The sequence below is a fragment of the Streptomyces sp. A0592 genome (genome assembly GCF_004795115.1).
Lineage (GTDB): Bacteria > Actinomycetota > Actinomycetes > Streptomycetales > Streptomycetaceae > Streptomyces > Streptomyces erythrochromogenes.
Genome location: NZ_SSBM01000017.1, coordinates 77591 through 95064 on the forward strand (window position 1 = coordinate 77591; position 17474 = coordinate 95064).

Annotated in this window: 15 protein-coding genes and 1 pseudogene; 5 read left to right on the forward strand and 11 right to left on the reverse strand. The window is 72.3% G+C overall.

Translation table 11 applies throughout. From position 1 onward, the window contains the following. Positions 1-119: 119 nt before the first annotated feature. Positions 120-1112, reverse strand: coding sequence for a helix-turn-helix domain-containing protein (locus E6U81_RS23520; RefSeq protein ID WP_136232067.1), 993 nt, complete (start codon positions 1110-1112; stop codon positions 120-122). Positions 1113-1249: 137 nt separating this feature from the next. Then, the gene (locus tag E6U81_RS23525) at positions 1250-4981 is read right to left on the reverse strand and encodes a S8 family serine peptidase (protein ID WP_136232068.1); all 3732 of its coding nucleotides are present in this window, start codon (positions 4979-4981) and stop codon (positions 1250-1252) included. Between the two features lie 163 nt (positions 4982-5144). Between E6U81_RS23525 and E6U81_RS23530 the strand changes: the two genes are divergently transcribed. The 3 genes from E6U81_RS23530 (at position 5145) to E6U81_RS23540 (ending at position 7830) form a co-directional block, all read left to right on the forward strand. Beyond that, positions 5145-6260 carry an AI-2E family transporter gene (locus E6U81_RS23530; RefSeq protein WP_136232069.1) on the forward strand — a complete coding sequence of 372 codons (1116 nt, stop codon included), beginning with the start codon at positions 5145-5147 and terminating at the stop codon, positions 6258-6260. Positions 6261-6506: 246 nt separating this feature from the next. After that, entirely contained in the window at positions 6507-7151 is a 645-nt protein-coding gene (locus tag E6U81_RS23535) for an L-threonylcarbamoyladenylate synthase (protein WP_136232070.1), read from the forward strand. Positions 7152-7194: 43 nt separating this feature from the next. Further along, entirely contained in the window at positions 7195-7830 is a 636-nt protein-coding gene (locus E6U81_RS23540; RefSeq protein WP_136232071.1) for a carbonic anhydrase, read from the forward strand. Between the two features lie 149 nt (positions 7831-7979). On the opposite strand, the gene E6U81_RS23545 is transcribed toward E6U81_RS23540, so the two are convergent. From E6U81_RS23545 to E6U81_RS23555, 3 genes are all read right to left on the reverse strand, one after another. Beyond that, a complete protein-coding gene (locus E6U81_RS23545; RefSeq protein ID WP_136232072.1) occupies positions 7980-8915 on the reverse strand; it encodes a sigma-70 family RNA polymerase sigma factor in 936 nt (311 codons plus the stop codon). 26 nt (positions 8916-8941) lie between these two features. Beyond that, positions 8942-10141 (reverse strand): FAD-dependent oxidoreductase, encoded by a 1200-nt coding sequence (locus E6U81_RS23550; protein ID WP_136232073.1) that lies wholly within the window; start codon positions 10139-10141, stop codon positions 8942-8944. An 88-nt stretch (positions 10142-10229) separates the two neighbouring features. Beyond that, positions 10230-10493, reverse strand: coding sequence for a hypothetical protein (locus E6U81_RS23555; protein WP_136232074.1), 264 nt, complete (start codon positions 10491-10493; stop codon positions 10230-10232). Between the two features lie 324 nt (positions 10494-10817). Between E6U81_RS23555 and E6U81_RS23560 the strand changes: the two genes are divergently transcribed. Further along, entirely contained in the window at positions 10818-11798 is a 981-nt protein-coding gene (locus E6U81_RS23560; RefSeq protein ID WP_136232075.1) for a teichoic acid biosynthesis protein C, read from the forward strand. A gap of 33 nt (positions 11799-11831) precedes the next feature. On the opposite strand, the gene E6U81_RS23565 is transcribed toward E6U81_RS23560, so the two are convergent. From E6U81_RS23565 to E6U81_RS23590, 6 genes and pseudogenes are all read right to left on the reverse strand, one after another. Continuing rightward, entirely contained in the window at positions 11832-12473 is a 642-nt protein-coding gene (locus tag E6U81_RS23565; protein WP_240803977.1) for a cation diffusion facilitator family transporter, read from the reverse strand. A 365-nt stretch (positions 12474-12838) separates the two neighbouring features. Continuing rightward, on the reverse strand, positions 12839-13468 hold the full coding sequence (locus tag E6U81_RS23570) for an isoprenylcysteine carboxylmethyltransferase family protein (RefSeq protein ID WP_136232076.1): 630 nt from the start codon (positions 13466-13468) through the stop codon (positions 12839-12841). Next, positions 13465-14160: a cation transporter gene (locus E6U81_RS23575; RefSeq protein ID WP_136232077.1), complete on the reverse strand. Its 696-nt coding sequence runs from the start codon at positions 14158-14160 to the stop codon at positions 13465-13467. The genes E6U81_RS23570 and E6U81_RS23575 overlap by 4 nt, the downstream gene beginning before the upstream one ends. Next, the gene (locus E6U81_RS23580) at positions 14160-14495 is read right to left on the reverse strand and encodes a metalloregulator ArsR/SmtB family transcription factor (RefSeq protein ID WP_136232078.1); all 336 of its coding nucleotides are present in this window, start codon (positions 14493-14495) and stop codon (positions 14160-14162) included. Before E6U81_RS23580 ends, E6U81_RS23575 begins: the two co-directional genes overlap by 1 nt. Before the next feature lie 56 nt (positions 14496-14551). Next, positions 14552-15508, reverse strand: a pseudogene (locus tag E6U81_RS23585) (nitroreductase). Positions 15509-15568: 60 nt separating this feature from the next. Further along, positions 15569-16237 (reverse strand): CBS domain-containing protein, encoded by a 669-nt coding sequence (locus E6U81_RS23590; RefSeq protein ID WP_136232079.1) that lies wholly within the window; start codon positions 16235-16237, stop codon positions 15569-15571. Between the two features lie 264 nt (positions 16238-16501). Between E6U81_RS23590 and E6U81_RS23595 the strand changes: the two genes are divergently transcribed. Next, positions 16502-17407, forward strand: coding sequence for a universal stress protein (locus E6U81_RS23595; RefSeq protein WP_136232080.1), 906 nt, complete (start codon positions 16502-16504; stop codon positions 17405-17407). Positions 17408-17474 lie beyond the last annotated feature (67 nt).

The following is a 17474-nucleotide window of genomic DNA, read 5'->3' on the forward strand; positions in this document are numbered from 1 at the left end:
CATCGGATGCTTCGCCGTGTGCCCTGAGACTCCCCCTTCAAACGGCGGGGGGGGGGGTCCGCGTCCGGGACGGGCCCTGCATGTCGACGCCCGCGGTCAGGGTGGCCGACGCCGGACGCTCAGTGCGGCTCGACCCAACCGTGTCGGACGGCGTGCGCGCCGAGCTGCATCCGGCTGCGGACTCCGGCCATGTCCATGAGATGACGCAGGCGTCGGTGCAACGTGCGTGCCGACAGGCCGAGCTGTGCCGCGGCCGTCAGGTCCGTCAGGCCGGCCAGCAGCAGCCCGAGGATCCTGCGGTCGAGCTCGGTCGGGCCTTGCGCACCGACCTCGACCGTGGTTTCGGCCTTCGCGCCGGTGGCCGACAGCGCGAGCGGGTGGGCGGTCCGCCATACCGTCTCGAACAGGGCGTCCAGCGCGTCCAGCAGGCCGCTGCGGTGCAGCAGCACGGCGCCCGGTTCCCCGTCCGGTGTGACCGCGAGGGGGACGAGGCCGAGGTCGGCGTCGGCCAGCACGAGTTTCATCGGCAGCTCGTCCGCGACACGGAGCTGCACGCCCCTGCCCAGCGAATCGATCGCGTCGTCGACGATGCCCGGCTCTGCCAGGACGGCCCGGTCCAGTACCGCCCGGAACTGCACGCCACGGCCGAGGGCCACCGGCTCGGCCGTGTTCTCGTCGGGCGGCAGGGCGACGAACGGTGCGGTGATGAAGGAGCGGACCTGCGTGCGGGCCGCCTGCTGCACCTGGAGGAAGCGGTGGCGGATGGCGTCGGCGCCCGTGACGACCTCGATCAGATCGTTGATGCTGCTCCCGGTCATCGCCGCCCGGTGCTCCTCGGCGAAGGCCACCAGGGCGTGCTCGGCCATGCGCAGCCCGTCCCGCCGCTCGCTGATGAGAGCGCCGAGAGCCATGGCCGGCGGAGCGGCCGTGAAGCGGTCGTCCGCCGACCTCGTGACCAGCCCCCACCCGACGAGACGGGACAAGGCCGTGGCGACGTGGGCATGCGGGACGACGAGCTCGTCGCCCAGCAGGGGCGCGGTGGAGTTCGGCCGTCCGAGCAGCGCCCGGTAGACCCTTTCGTCGTCGGGGTCGAGGCCCAACACATCCAGCATCGGCGACCGACTCTCTTCCGCTTGCCGCAGCGGGGAGAGTATGCGCCATGGCGGCAAACCCTGAACAGTCCCAGGTGGGAGCAGGTGCGAGAGGGAGGGCCCCAGGGCGTCGCCGCCCCGGGGCCCGACAGCGCGGTTCATCGCAGGCCGTATGCCCGGATGATCTCGTTCTTGACGCTGAAGCCGCTGTCCGTCCGGGCGCTCGCGCGGACCGAGACGAAGCCGCCGGACTTCTTGGCCGTCCTGAAGGAGCCCGTCCAGCGGCCGTCGGCCCCCTTGGACACGGTCACCTTCTGCCAGGTGGCGCCGTCGTCGTGGGAGACGTCCAGTGCCACGGTGGTGACGGTGCCGGGTACGGTGCCGGTGCCCATCGACACCGGCTTGAGCGTGATCTTCTGGGTAGCGTCGGCCTTGACGTCACCGTGCAGGTCCGACTCCAGCCCGTAGTCCAGGTTCAGCACCGGGAACGGCTCGAAGAAGTCCGAGTCGACGGTGTCGGACAGGAACGTCCACTCGGTGTGGGTGCGCGTCGACAGCCGGAAGAGGTCACCGGGCCGCTCGGCGTCGAGGACCGCCCGGTAGGGCAGGTTGCCCGCCGGGACCTCCACCCATTGCATGTCCGTGCTGTGCGGATTGTCGTGGATCAGTCGTTCGCCCTGGAAGACCTGCAGACGGGTCGGCGTCCCGCCCCACGGCAGGAAACCTCCCAGCCGCATGGTGTCGCTGGCTGAAGCCCACGCCTGCACGTTCCAGGTCATGTGGTTCTGCCAGCGGGAGTTGTACACACCGAAGGACTCGCTCTGGCCGGGACGGGTCGCCGGAGCGAACCAGTCCAGCCGGGTGGTGCTGCCCTTGGCGTACGTGTTGTCGCCCGACACCATCACCCACGGCAGGGCCGTGTCGACGCCCTGCGCGTGGAACTCCCTCCAGACCTGGCCCGGGGTCACCCACTCGGTGCGGGTGCCCGGGTGCCACTCGCGCTCGGGGAAGTTGACCGACGGGCTGAGGGTGAAGTCGGACCGGTAGCCCTCTGCCGAGCGGCCGTTCGTGGCCGAGTAGTAGCGGGCATCGATGCGGGCGAGGTCGTCCTTGGCCGGCCTGTAGACCAGGGCCCGGTCCGGAACCCGGCCGGGGTACTCCCGGGTGAGGTCGTACACGAACGGCGTGTGCTCGGTCTGCTCCACGGTGAGTCTGGCGCTGCCGGTCCTGGCCATCGCGACCAGGGCCTTGCCCGCGTCGCGGTGCACGGAGGCGACCGGGATATCCGATTCGCCGACGTACTCCATCAGCCCGCCGACACGGTCGTTGACCACGACCAGCGCCTTCGCACCGGCCGCTGCCGCGGCTTCGGTGCGCTCCTGCGGCGAGACCTCGTCGCTGCGGTCGATGACGACGACCTTGCCCTTGGCCTTGACCGTCTTGTACGCAGTCGCCGCGCCGTTGCCCGCGTGGACGGCGTCCAGCGTGTCCCGGGCGGTGCCCAGTGCGCTGCCCGCCTGCACCAGTGCCTCGAACCGGAGCCGGCCGCCCGGTGTGCTCAGGCTGAGCTGCGGTTCGCCCTTGCGCCACCGGGTGGTCAGTATGAACTCGCCCTGCTCCATGGGCTGCGTCGGCGCGACGTAGACGTCGTCGTACGTCGGCGGCACCACGTACGCGCTGCGGTAGTCCATGAACGGGTCGAGGCCCTTGTAGTGGACGTTGAAGTCGACCTTGCGCTGGCGGTCCTCAGTGCGCTGCGGTGCCTCGGTCTGCAGGAGGCGTGCCGTGCTCGCGTCCAGGACCACGTCCGCGGAGCGGTCCTTGAGTACGGTCTCCGGGTCGACGAGCACGGCCAGACCCGAGCGGTCGGCCCTCTCGCCCGCCACGTCGAGGTACGCCGCCGCGGTGTACGCACCGGGTGCCATGCGCAGGGTGGTCGAGCCGTCGACGTAGAGCGACCAGGGCCAGAAGTCGCCGGCCAGGTTGACCGTGACCCACCCGGCGGCGGGCTTGCCGTCCCGGCCGACCAGCTTGATGTTCAGGTCGTAGCGCTCCTCCTCCTTGAGCAGCGCCACGGACGTGCGGGTCACCGGCTGCCCGGTGGCGGCGTCGGTGGCCGTCACGTAGCCGGTGTGCCGGCCGGGCGCTGCGGCTTTCGGGTCACCGGTCACCGGGACGGCGGCCGTGCCGTGCGCCGGGACGGTCACCCTCGTCGCTCCCAGAGCGAACGGGCTTCCGACGGTCTGCGCCAGGTGCAGGGTGACATCGGCGGCACCGGTGTTGGTGAAGGCCAGGTCCTTGGTGACGGCGGCGTCGCTCGACTCGTGCGGCCATGTGTGGTTGCCGAAGAAGAGCGATCCCGTCGCGCGGACCGTGGTGCGCACGGCGGCGGCCACGTCGAGGCGGCCGGTGCCGACCTCGTACGGCGAGTACCCGCCGTCCAGGCCCTTCGCGGTGCTCGTCAGGTGTTCCTTGAGCTGCGCGCCCGTCCAGTCCGGGTGCTGCTGGGCCAGGACCGCCGCCGCGCCGGCCACGTGCGGGGTGGCCATCGAGGTGCCGCTGAGGGTGCGGTAGGGGCCCTCACCACCGTCGGTCATCTCCTGCGAACGGGCCGCGGTGATGTCCACGCCGGGCGCCGCGATGTCCGGCTTCATACCGCCGGAGTGGGCCAGCGGGCCGGTGCTGGAGAAGGATGCGAGCCGGTCCTGCTTGTCCGTGGCGGCCACGGTCAGGGCCGAGGCGGCCGCGCCCGGCGCGGAGATGCTCTCCGGGCCGGAGTTGCCGGCGGCTATGACGAACAGCGTGCCGTACCGCGCGGACAGTGCGTCCACCGTCTGCGACATGGGGTCGCTGCCGTCCGTCGGGTAGGAGTCGCCGAGGCTCATGTTGACGACGTCCGCACCGGACTCGGCGGCCCATTGCATGCCGGCCATGACCCAGGAGTCCTGGCCGGAGCCCTCCGGACCGCCGAGGACCTTGCCGACGAACAGGTCGGCGCCGGGGGCGACTCCCTTGTCGGCGCCCCCGGAGGCGGCGCCCGAACCGACGATCGTGCCGGCGACATGCGTGCCGTGCCCGTTGACGTCGGTGACGGCTTCGCCCGGCACGAAGCTCTCCGTGCCGTCGATCAGGCCGGCGAAGTCGGGGTGGTTGACGTCGATGCCGGTGTCGAGCACCGCGACCTTGACGCCCTTGCCGTCGTACCCGGCCGCCCAGGCCTGGGGCGCGCCGATCAGCGGCACGCTCTCCTTCAGACTGGCCTTCACGCGACCGTCGAGCCACAGCTTCGCCACGCCCATGCCCAGCGACGGGCTGCCCTGCGGTGCGACGGTGGTCCAGAAGGTGCGGGCCTGCCGCTTCTCGGTGCTGAGCGCGGCACCGTCGATGCCGCCCAGACGGCGGGTCAGCTTGCTGCCCCGGGGAGCCGTCGGCTCGCCGGCCGCGCGGGACTTCGACCGGGTGTACGTCGCGATCAGGGGTACCGAGGCCGACTTCGCGTCGTCGTAGCCCATCTCGATCAGGTCGGTGACGTTGAACAGCCGTCGATCCAGCTGGCCCGTGCCCAGCAGCGGCGCCGCCTCGTCCGGGACGACGAACAGGTCTCCCTTGACCTGCTGGATCTTCACGCCGCCGACGGCGCTGTCGGGCCGGTCGACCTCGGCGGTCTGCTTGCCGTCGGCCATCGTGGTGACCGTGACGACGTCGCCGGTTACCAGAGTGACCTTGTGGGTCGCCGAAGACTTGGCGGGAACGGTGGGCTTGCTCGGAGCGGCTTGAGCCGGCGCTTGCAGGACCGCGAGCGCCGACGCCAGCAGCGGCACCGCGGCGGCGGCCGAGAGCAGTTGCCGGCGCCAGCGCCGGAGGGCGGAAGCGTGAGAGGGGGAGGACATGCCATGGGTCTATAGGCCCGGTCGCGCCGAGGTGAAGGCCTGCCGACGGCAAGACCTCGCCATGGCAAGGACTCGCCAAACCGATGGCCGAACGGGCCCGGGCCCGCTGCCGACCGGGCCGAGTCCTGCTCGACTCCGATCGGAGGGTGCATAGGGTGACGCCATGTCTGCCATTCTGAGTTCCGCAAAGGCCGCTGCCGCGCTCCGTACATCGGCGCGCGTTTCCGCCGAATTGCTGGTGGTCCTGGTCATGGCGGCGGCGGCCCTGTGGCTCCTGAGCCGGATGTGGTCGGTCGTCTGGCCCCTCATAGTCGCCCTGTTCCTCACCACCCTGACCTGGCCCCTGGCCGAATTCCTGCGTCGACGGGGGTGGCCGCCCGCGCTGGCGGCCTCCGTGGTGACCGTGCTGTCCCTGCTGGTGGCCGCGGGCATCGTGGCGCTGATCGCCGTACCCGTGGCCTCCCAGTCGGGCGAACTGGCCGACGGCGTCACCGCGGGCATCCAACGGCTGCGGGAGTGGGCGGCAGGGCCGCCGCTGAACATCGGCGACGACCAGATCAGCGGTGCCTCCAAAGCCGCGATGGACCGCCTCCAGAACAGCGTCGGCAGCGCGGTCTCCACCGTCGTCACGGGGGTGAGCACCATCTTCAACGGCCTGATCACCGCCGTCCTGGCGCTCTTCCTGATGTTCTTCTTCCTCAAGGACGGCCCCCGCTTCCTGCCGTGGCTCACCCGCCAACTCCCGGGCCGCCTCGCGACCGACGTCCCGGTCGTGGCCACGCGCGGCTGGCAGACCCTCGGTTCGTTCGTCCGCTCCCAGGCCTTCGTCGGCCTCCTCGACGCCGTCTTCATCGGCCTGGGCCTGTGGATCGTCGGCGTACCCCTGGTGCTGCCGTTGGCAGTTCTGACCTTCGTCTCGGCGTTCGTGCCGATCGTGGGCGCCTTGTTCGCCGGCCTGGTGGCGGTGCTCATCGCGCTGGTCTCGAACGGCCTGACGGACGCGCTGATCGTCCTGGCCATCATCGTCGCGGTGCAGCAGCTCGAGGGGAACGTGTTCCAGCCCATGATCCAGAGCCGCAGTCTCGGTCTCCACGCGGCGGTGGTCCTGCTGGCGGTCACCCTGGGCAGCAGCCTGGCCGGCGTCGTGGGCGCCCTGCTCGCCGTACCGGTGGCCGCACTCATCGCCGTCGTCTGGAACTACCTGCGCGACCAGCTCAGCGAACCACCGCACGAGCCGGAAGCCGGTGAACGGCTTCCCGCGGCTCCCGCCCCGTCCTAGGACCGCAGCGCGGCGGGGCACGGCTGGGGGCCGTGCCCCCGGCCACCGCGGTGCGGTCCCCCGATCGAGGGAAACGAGGCTCGCTGGGGTGACGTCTAACCGCCCGGCCGCATGGCCTTCCGTCGCGAAGTAGCCGGTCAGAGGCGCCTGTACGGCTGTGCGGCTCAGCAGGGCGGCCCGTTCCGGTAGCCTGCCGAGGTAACCCGGCAGGTGCGGGCGGAGAGCCCGGTGGGATGGAGAACGGCCATGGCCCTTCGATACGACTGCTCCACGGATGCGACCAGGGCCGACGGCCTGGGCGCGGCTGCCCAGGCGGTCCGGCGGGGCGAGCTGGTGGTGCTCCCGACCGACACCGTCTACGGCATCGGTGCCGACGCCTTCAACCCCGACGCGGTGGACAGGCTGCTGGGCGCCAAGGGCCGCGACCGTGCGATGCCCTCGCCGGTCCTTGTGGCCTCCCCGGACGCGCTGCACGACCTGGTCGCCGATTTCCCCAAGCAGGGGTGGGCCCTGGTGGAGGCGTTCTGGCCGGGCGGGCTGACCCTGGTCGCCCGCCACCTGCCCGCGCTGACCTGGGATCTCGGGGAGACCAACGGCACGGTCGCCGTCAGGATGCCCTCCCATCCCGTGGCCCTCGCACTGCTCTCCGAGACCGGACCGATGGCCGTCTCCAGCGCAAACCTGACCGGCCGGCCCTCCCCGCAGGACTGCGACGCCGCACAGGGCATGCTGGGCGACTCCGTCTCCGTCTACCTCGACGGCGGTCCCACCGAGGCCGCCGTCGCCTCCTCGATCGTGGACCTCACCGGCCCGGTACCGGTCCTCAAACGAGCCGGCGCCATCGGCGCCCGGGCCTTGCGCGGCGTCGTGCCCGACCTGCTGGAGGCGTGACCCTCAGCAGGTGGCGGCCCGGGCGGCGTCGTAGCCTGCGGTCATGAGTACCCCGATGTCACCCACCCCGTCCGAAGCGTTCGAGCTGCTGCTGGCCGGCAACCGCCGTTTCACCGCCGGCGCACCCGAGCACCCCAACCAGGACGCGGCGCGCCGTACCGAGACGGCTCCGGCGCAGAGTCCCTTCGCCGTCCTCTTCGGCTGCTCCGATTCGAGGCTGGCCGCCGAGATCATCTTCGACCGCGGCATCGGCGACCTGTTCGTCGTCCGCACCGCAGGCCACGTCGCGGGCGCGGAGGTCCTGGGCAGCATCGAGTACGGGGTGAGCGTGCTGGACTGCCCGCTGGTCGTCGTGCTGGGCCACGACACCTGCGGTGCGGTCGCCGCGACCCGCGCCGCCCTGACCGACGGCGTCAGTGCCACCGGATACGTGCGCGACGTCATCGAACGCGTCACCCCCAGCGTGCTGGCCGCCCGCGCCGCCGGACTCACCGACGAGGACGACATCATCGCCGAGCACATACGACACACCGTCGACCTGCTCCTGGACCGCTCCCGCGTCCTGGCCGACCAGGTCGCGGCGGGGCGCGCCGCCGTGGTGGGCCTGTCCTACCGCCTGGCCGACGGCAGCGCCCGGGTCGTCACCACCCGCGGCCTCGCGCACGGGGTGCCGGCCTGACCCCGGCCGTCACCCGCACGTCCGAACGCCATCGGCAGGGAGTGGTACCCCGCCGTGCCCCGCGCCCACCGGTCCGCGGGCCGCGCGGGGGCCCGGCCGACCCGTTCGGGTGAACCGGCGGGAGGCAGGCCGACGACCGGCGAAACCGGTCACCATGCGACGACCGGCGCCCCGGCCTCGTGGTGCGCCCAGGCCGCGCCGAGGCGAGCGATCCGGGGGGCCGCGGCCATGCCGCGCAGGGAGGCGATCTTCCCGTCGCTGACCTCGAACGCGACGGCGCCCACGACCCGCTCACCGACCACGGCGAGGACGGCCGGGGAGCCGTTGAGCCGCGTGATGTGGAAGGCGGGGGAGCCGCCGGCCATCCGCCGCTTCGCCGCGGTGGGCCTGAAGCCTGCCCGTACGGACGAGGCGATGCGCTCGGGCGTCCGGTGCCGCAGCAGCCGCCTGGCCAGTCCGGCGCCGTCCGAGACCGCGGTCGCGTCGGCGGTGAGCAGCGCCACCAGCCGTTCGGTGCGCCCCGACACCGCGGCCGTCAAAAACTCCTCGACGATCCGGCGCGCCGCCGCGGGGTCCACCTCGCCGCCCCCGCGACGCTCGGCGGCGACCCGGCGCCGGGCCCGGTGGACGTGCTGCTGGCTGGCGGACTCGGTGATGTCGAGGATCCCGGCGATCTCCGCGTGGGGATACGAGAAGGCCTCGCGCAGCACGTAGGCGGCCCGTTCGACCGGCGAGAGGCGTTCCATGAGGGTCAGCACCGCCAGGGACACCGATTCGCGCTGCTCGAAGGTGTCGGCGGGGCCGAGCATCGGGTCGCCGTCGAGGAGCGGCTCGGGCAGCCAGTCCCCGACGGCCCGCTCGTGGCGGGCCTGGGCCGAGCGGAGCCGGTCGAGGCAGAGGTTGGTGACGACCTTCGTCAGCCATGCCTCCGGCACGTCGATACGCTCCCGGTCGGCAGCCTGCCAGCGCAGGAACGCGTCCTGCACGGCGTCCTCGGCATCGGTCGCCGAGCCGAGCAGACGGTACGCGAGCGAGGCCAGCCGGCCCCGGCCGGCCTCGAACCGATCGATCGCTGCCATGTCCATGCAGATCAGCCTAGTGTCGAGACGTCCTAGACGGCGGCCCGCGTGCCGATCCGGTCGGGAGTGCCGGCCGCGGCAGCCAGGCGGTGCTTGCGCTTCGGCATGCCGTAGGTCGGGTGGGCGATGCCGAAACCGGCCCCCTTGAGCACGCCCGCCTTGAGCCGGGCGGCGGTCCGGCCGCCCAGGTACCAGGGCTTGGACCGGACGTCCCCGTCCACCATCTGGAAGATCGCGTCCCGCCGCCCCAGGCTGATGTGGTTGCCGTAGTACTTCAGGCCGACGGTCGGGACCTCGGCGCCCGTGAGCCGCGCGATGATCGCGGCGGTCGCCTGCATGGTGGTGAAGCCGGCCGAGGCGCAGGACATCGGCAGCGGCCGGCCGTTGTCGCCGATCGCGTAGGCGCAGTCACCGGCGGCGTACACCTCCGGGTGCGAGACCGAGCGCATGGTGCGGTCGACGACGATCTGTCCGGTTCCGGAGACCGCCAGGCCGCCGGCGGCGGCGATGGGGTGCACCGCGAACCCGGCGGACCACACGGTCACATCGGCGGGAACGGCCGCACCGTCGGCGGCGATCGCCCGCGTCGGTTCGACGGCTTCGATGCCGGTGTGTTCGTGGACGGTGACCCCGAGCCGGTCGAAGGCCCGGCGCAGGTGCAGGCGCGCCTTCGGGGAGAGCCAGGCGCCCAGCTCGCCGCGGGCGGCGAGCGCGACCGAGAGGTCGGGTCGGGACTCGGCGAGCTCGGTGGCGGTTTCGATGCCGGTCAGTCCCTCCCCGACGACCAGCACGGTGCCGCCCTCGCCGAGTCGGGCCAGGCGGTCGCGCAGCCGCAGCGCCGACGACAGGCCGGCCACGTCGAAGGCGTACTCGGCGACGCCCGGCACGGCGTGGCGGGCTGCGGAACTGCCGAGCGCGTACAGGAGGGTGTCGTAGGCGAGCTCGCGGTCGCCGTCGTCCCCGCTCACGGCGACCGTCCTGCACACGGGATCGACACCGGTGACCCGGGCCAGGCACAGCCGGACCCCGGTGCCGGCGAACACATCGGCGAGCCCGCGCACCGCGAAGTCCTGGCCGGTCGCGAGCTGGTGCAGCCGCATCCGCTCGACGAAGTCGGGCACGGCGTTGACGACGGTGATCTCGACGTCGGCGGAGGAGAGCCTGCGGGCCAGGCTCCCGGCGGCGAAGGCCCCGGCGTATCCGGCGCCGAGTACGACGATGCGGTGCTTCATGGCGTTGCTCCTGTCTCGTTCGCGTGCCCCTTGAACGGGACGCCGCCCCGATTGCTGACAGGAACCGGACGTGACGTGGCTCACGGACTCAGTCGTCCTTCTCCCCGGTACCGGTGAGTGAGGCGACGAGGAGGCCTGCGAGTGCGGCCCAGAGCGCGGCGGTGGGACCGGCCGTGGCCCATCCGAAGGCGCCGAGCACGAGGGCCGTGCCGGCTCCGATGGCCCATGCGCGCCGGTCGGTCAGGAAGGCCCACTGCCGGCGCGCGCTCCCGGGGGCGCGGAGTTCCGCGACCGCGGTCCTGATGACCAGGGCGGCCACGATGAACGCGACGGTGAGCAGGGTGACCGCCATACCGCCTCCGGAAAGAAGAGCGCCGGGAGTCCGTTGGCACTCCAGTGTCCCACGGACAGGTGCGCACGAGCCGCTTCCCTGCCGCCCTGCGCGCCTGCCGCAGGGGCCCCGCAGTCGACTGCGGCCGCTCGCAGTCCTCGCGCAGACGGCAGGTGCCGCGCCGGGGCCGGGGGCCGTGGCGGGCGGCGAGAGGTGTGACCGGGCAGCAGGAGACCGCGGGCGTCCGAGTCCAACTGCCCAGTGCCAGCTGGATCGTTGCGCCAACGCCGCGACCAGTAGCATCGACTGGTCCTGCCTCCCGCACCACCGCTCTGGAGTCCCCCCATGAACCACCCTTCAGGCTTCCCCCTTTCCCGCCGCAGCCTCATACGCGCCGGTGCCGGTGCCTCGTTCGCCGCGCTCGGGCTCGGCATCGGCGCGCAGACCGCCTCCGCCGCCACCGTGGCCACCACGAAGCGGTTCGATCTCACACAGCCGTCGCACGATCTGTTCCGCTCCAAGGACACGCACGGTGCTCGGGTCCAGCAGAGCTTCGCCTTCGACTGGGTCAACAAGTTCCTGTTCGTCGCGACCAAGCGGAGCGGCAGCACGGAGGCCGACGGCGACCTGTGCATCAACAAGATGGACTTCGACGGGAACTACATCTCGTACATGCACCTCAACGGATTCGGCCACGGCGTCGCCTTCGCCGCCCTGCCGGACGGTTCCGGCACCGAGCTGTGGATCGAGTGCGCCACGAACACCAAGGGGTTCGGCACCGCGCTCGCTCCCATTCCCTACACGGCGAACACCACCCTGGGCTCTCCGGCCGCGTCAGCCGCCTACCAGCCGATCGCCGGAGCCACCGAGTACACCTGTTCCGTCGACCCGGTCCACCAGCGCATGATCGTGCGCTACCAGACCGACGCCGGCAAGCGCATCGCCGTGTACCCCCTCTCCGCTTTCCAGGCGCGCAACTTCGGTGCGCCGCTCGTCGACTTCGAGCAGCCGGCGATCCCCGGAACCGCGCAGGGCTACGCCCTCTACGGCTCGTACATGTACTACCTGACGGGTGACGCCTACCCGAAGCCCGGCGTTCCGGTCGGCGACGGCAACACCTACATCACCAGCATCGACATCAACACGGGCACGGTGAAGCAGGGCCCCGTCCTCACCAAGGCCGGCTCCACCCTGCACCACCGTGAGCCCGAAGGTCTGGCTGTCTACCGCACCGATGCCGGCGAGAGCCGCCTCTTCCTCGGCTTCGCCACCGGCCTGGAGGGCGACCGGCGCTCCAGCATCTTCTACAAGAACGTGCTGGTCTGAGAGGTCCGCGTCCGGCGGCCGGTCGACCGCCGGTCAGAATCCGGCCGGCTCCTCCGAGTGGTCGGCGGGCTCCACCTGGATCGTGGGGTGCGTGACGCCGTACCGCTCGGCCAGGATCCGGCGGCTCTGGTCGAGGACGGCGTGCCAGTCGGCGCCGTCCTTGATCATCACGTGGGCCGATGCCGCTTCCATGCCACTGGTGATGGTCCAGATGTGCAGGTCGTGCACCTGCTGGACGCCCGGGACGGCGGCGAGGTCCCGTTCCGCCGCCTCGACGTCGATGTCGGGTGGTGCCACTTCCATGATGATCCGCAGGGCCTGGCGCATCAGCTTCCAGGTGCGCGGCAGGATGAACAGGCCGATGGCGGCGCCGATGATCGGGTCGGCGTACTCGAAGCCGGTCGTCCAGATGACGAGTGCTCCGATGATCACGCCGACGGAACCGAGCATGTCGGCGAGGACTTCGAAGTAGGCGCCCTTGACGTTGAGGCTCTCCTTGGCGCCGGCGGTGAGCAGGCGGAAGGAGATGAGGTTGATGACGAGGCCGATGACGGCGACGACCAGTACGGGGAGTCCGGGGACCTCGGACGGGTCGCGGAAGCGTTGCACGGCCTCGTAGAGGACGTAGAAGGCCACCCCGAACAGCAGGAGGCCGTTGATGATCGCGGCCAGCACCTCGAGACGGTAGGTGCCGTACGTGCGCCGGCCCGATGCCGGCCGCGTCGCTGATCAGGGCCAGGGAGCCGGTGATGACGCCGGCCACGACCTCCACCAGGGCGTACGCCGCGGTGATGGAGAAGGCGATGGCCAGCGGCTTCTGGTGGCGTTCGCCGGCGCTGCCGATCCGCGGGCCGTGGGCGTGCCCGTCGCCACCGTCGTCCCCGGGCGGGGAGCCGTGTCTGTGGCCGTGTCCCATGGTGCTGTTCCTCCTGGTCTGTGGCGCCGGCCGGTCCCGTGGCCAGCCTGGCAGCGGTGAGCCCGAAGCCCGGGACGCCACGGGCACGAGTCGTGCGTGTCGGAGCCCGGGATCTGGCTCCCGATCAGGCCCCGGCGGCGCAGGCGCGTCGGCCGACGCCGGGGAGGAACCGGCCCGCCCGCGCGGCGTAGTCGGCGTAGGCGGGACCGTGCACCCGCATCAGGTACGGCTCCTCCACCACACGGACCTGGAGCTGGATGGCGAGGACGAGCACGAGGCACGCGAGGACTGCGAGGGCGTTCGGCACCATCAGGGCGAGCCCCGCGGCGGTCACGGTCATTGTGGTGAAGACCGGGTTGCGGACGTACGCGAAGAGTCCGGAGGTCACGAGTTCCGTGCGCTCGGCGGCGTCCACGCCGACGCGCCAGGAGTCGCCCATCCCGCTCTGCGCGAGCAGCGTGGCCGCCATTCCCGCCAGGGCCGCGGCCAATCCCGTCCAACGAAGGGCCGTACCGTCACCCGCGCCGGGCAGCGTGGGCATTCCCGCCAGTGCGGCGGCGGGAGCCGCGGCTCCGCCCAGGAGGGAGAGGGTGAACAGGACGCCGGCCCACCACGCGGCGGATGCGGGCCGGCCCGAGATGCCCCGGAAGCCGCTGTCTCCGGTGCGGCGCCGCTGCAGGACGGCTCGAATGCCGAACGCCGTCACCGCCCAGGCGGCGAACAACGCCATTGCAGTCCAAGCCCAGTTGTTCACTGCTTCTCCTGCTTCTTCCCGGTGGTGCCGGTGGTGCGGCACGCGTCGGCGGGCCGCCGGGGTACGCAGCAGCCCTTGCCCCGCCACGCGTGGCGGCCTTCCTTGACGGCGATGGCGGCGATCACGAGCGCGGCGATCGGGTCCGCCCAGGTCCAGCCGAAGGTGGCGTTGAGGGCGAGGCCGGCGAGGACGGCGGCGGACAGGTAGGTGCACAGGAGGGTCTGCCGGGAGTCGGCCACGGCCGACGCGGAGCCCAGCTCCCGCCCGGCCCGGCGCTGGGCGGCGGACAGGAACGGCATCACCGCGAGCGACAGGGCGGCCAGGACGATGCCCGGCGCGGAGGGCGACGCCCCGCCCGAGCCGGTCAGGGACCGTGCCGCGTCGACGGCGACGTAGGCGGCGAGGGCGAAGAAGGAGATGGCGATGATCCTCAGTGCCCTGTGCTCACGTGCCTCCCGCAGGGCGTGGTCCTTGGCGGAGAACTGCCAGGCGACCGCCGCGGCGGAGGAGACCTCGATGATCGAGTCGAGGCCGAATCCGATCAGCGCGGTCGAGGAGGCCAGAGCGCCCGCCGTGAGGGCGACGGCCGCCTCGACGGCGTTGTACGTGATGGTGGCGGCCACGAGGATGCGTATGCGGCGGGTCAGCACATCGCGCCGGGCGGGCGACGGGCCCAGCACCAGGGTGGCCATCAGCAGCACCCCTTGTCGTCCGCCTCGGCGCAGGTCCGGTCGGCGGCGACGGTGACGACCGCGGAGCGGAGGTCGTCGAGGGCGTGCCCGAGGCGCGCGTCGGCCAGCTCGTAGCGGGTCCGGCGGCCTTCGGGGACGGCGACCACGAGGCCGCAGTCGCGCAGGCAGGCGAGGTGGTTGGACAGCCGGGTGCGGGAGATGCCCAGCCTGTCGGCGAGGTCGGAAGGGTGCGCCGGGGCCTCACGGATCTCGAGGAGCAGGCGGCAGCGGATCGGATCGGCCAGCGCGCGCCCGAAGCGCGCCAGGACCTCGATGTCTTCGGCGGTGTTCAGCACGCTTCGACAGTACATTGAATCGTGAATTCAGGGAACCCTGAACTGTTGGGGTGGTGTCATCCCCGGATCTCCAGGACGTCGGCGACGGGGCGACGCGGTGTTTCGGGCCCCTGGGGGCCGTAGCCCAGGCGCAGGACCATCTGGACGTGGCCCATGGCATCGAGCGGGTCGCGAGCCGTCCAACGCAGTTCCGGCCGTCGGCGGTGGCCTGGAGGAGGACGCGCTCCAGTGCCTGACCGGCCCGCATCCGGTCGACCCGCGTATCCGTCGGGGTACCGAGCAGGGCGAGCTGGGGCCGCTGCTCGAACACGGCCCGGCCGCGGTCCGACGCGGGAGTGTCCCGGCCGAAGTCCCGTACGGGGGAGGAGCCTCGTGAGCTGCGCGGGCCGAACGCGTCGGCGGGAACGCCGTCGCGGCGTGCACCGGACGAGGCGTGCGCGGGGGAGGCCCAAGCGGAGGTCTCCGCCCGGACGAGCGGGTCGATGTCCTCCCGGTGTTCGGCGTCGCGGACCAGCCCGAGCACGGTCTCAAGGTGCCAGCCGCCCGGGACCGTCAGCCGGCAGCCCTCCCAGCGGGCGGCGCTCCTCAGGCCGTCCAGGAGAGCGTCCGGGACCGGTTCGCCGCTGAACGGGAAGCGGCTCGTGTGCCGGCGCCGCAGAGAAGTGCGCAGGGCGGCCGGCTCCTGGTCCTCGGCCGACGGTTCGCCGATCGTCGCCGCTGCCAGCAGCCACGGCTGCGACGCGTCGGGCAGCAGGTGCACGCGCGCCCCCCAGCCCGTGCCTGGCGGTGGAGACCCGCAGGTTGAACAGGGCCGCTGCGCAACCGAGGTGCAGAGCCCGGTGATGCGGATCCGTGCGGGGCATGGCACGTTGCGCGTCGCCGTGCAGCTCCATGACGTCGTCAGCCCGGCGGAATACGAACTTCCACGGCTGGGCGTTGTGCATGGAAGGGGCGGTCACGGCGTCGCCGACGAGCCGGGCGACGCTGTCGGGGTCGAGGGGTGCTGTGGTCATGGCGCAGTCCCGTGGGTGTGCGTGCTCGTAGGGTCCGCTCTTCCGGGTCCGGCACCGGCGTCACCACATCGGCGTGTGGCGGACGCGTCCGGTGCGAGCGGTCGGCGTGTCGTCGGTCCGGGCCGTGACGTGGGACGCCACGGCGACGACCCCGTCGAGCTGTTCGACGAGGCGCAGGAGCACCGGGAGCCGGCTGCGGCACTCGATGCTGCCTTCCAGCGTGACGATGCCGTCCACCACGTGGACGTCGATGTCGCCGGGCGGTACGTCCAATACCTCCGCGAGGACCTCGTCGGCGACCCGCCGGCGTATCTCGGAGTCGGGGCGCACGAACAGGCGCAGCAGGTCCCTGCGGGTGACGATGCCGACCAGCCGGTCCTCCTCGTCCACGACGGGCAGCCGCTCGATGCCCCGGCGGGTCATCAGCCGGGCCGCGTCACCGGCCGTCTCGTCGGCGCGGACGGTGACCGCGGGGGCGGACATGGCGTCGCGGGCCGTGGGCGGCTCTGCCGGTGCGTCGTCCTCCTGAAACGGATGCGAGGCCGGTGCCATGCGGGCCAGCAGGTCCGTCTGCGAGACGACACCCACGACGCGGTCTTCGTCGTCGAGGACGGGCAGTCCGGAGACGCCGTACTGGGCGAGGAGCTTGGCGACATCCTTGAAGGCGGTCTCCGGGGCCACCGAGACGACCTCGTCGGTCATCAGATCCGCCACCTTGATGTGCTTCATGACGTCCTCCTGCTCCTTCGTGCCACGCGGGGAACGTGCGTCCGAGTCGGGGTGTCCCCCACCATCCGCCCGCACGCGCCGGTGGACGAGGGCCGAACGGTCCCCACCGGGGGCCGTAGGGGCCATCAGGGCCGGACGGCGGAGGACCGTGCCCGCACGACGGGACCTTTGGTCCCGATCGGAGCCCCGGGCGGCCCTCCGCAGGCGGCTCCGCCGATGCCAGCGTGAGGGGTGTCCTCATCGGGTTCTCGGTCGGGAGGAATCGTGGAAAGCACCTTCAGCACCCCGGACACCAGCACGGTGGTCGTGGGCGTCGACGGCTCGGACCCCGCCCGTACGGCGGCCATGTGGGCGGCCGGGGAGGCCGTACGCCGGGCCCGACCCCTGCACATCGTCCACGGCGCCGACACCGACGGCCGGGCCCTGTATGTGCCGACGGAGACCCTCGAACAGGTCCGCGCCAACGGCCGCCGGCTCCTCGACGACACGGCGAAGGCCGTGACGGACGAGTATCCCGGTCTGCGCGTGAGCACCGAGTACAGCCCGGCGGACGCCGTCAGCAGCCTGCGACGGGCCGGCGCCCTGCACGGCACCGTCGTGGTCGGCAACCGGGGCCGGGGCGGATTCAAGTCCCTCATGCTCGGCTCGGTCGGCCTGGACGTCGCGGCCGCCGCCACGACTCCCGTCATCGTCGTCCGCGGCACCGAAGGGGTGGAGGAGACCGGCACCGTCCTCGCCGCCGTCCGTGACGGGCACGACCTGCCGTACGCCCGGTACGCCGCGCGCGAGGCCGAACTGCGCAAGGGATCCCTCCGGCTCCTGCACGTGTGGAACGTGCTGGAGTCCGTCGGCGAGGTGGTCGGCATGCTCGACGGCGTCGACGCGATCGCGGGTGCGCACGCGGAGGCCCTGAGGGCGGTCACGGACGCGGTGTGCGAGGAGTTCCCCGGTCTCGAAGTGCGGGCCGACGCCGAGAAGAGCATCTCCGTGGCCGGCGTCCTGGTCGAGGCGTCCCGCCACGCCGACCTGCTCGTCATGGGCGGCCGCCGGGCCCCGGGAGCCCTCGGCATCACCCGCAGCCTGGGCCGGGCCACGCACAGCCTCCTGCACCACGCGCACTGCCCCGTCCTCCTCATCCCCCGGACCGGCAGCGACTTCGGCAGCACGTGAGGCTCCGGGTCGGCGGGCTCAGGGCCTGTGCCGGCACTACCGTGGAGTGATGTGGCCCTCCACCCTT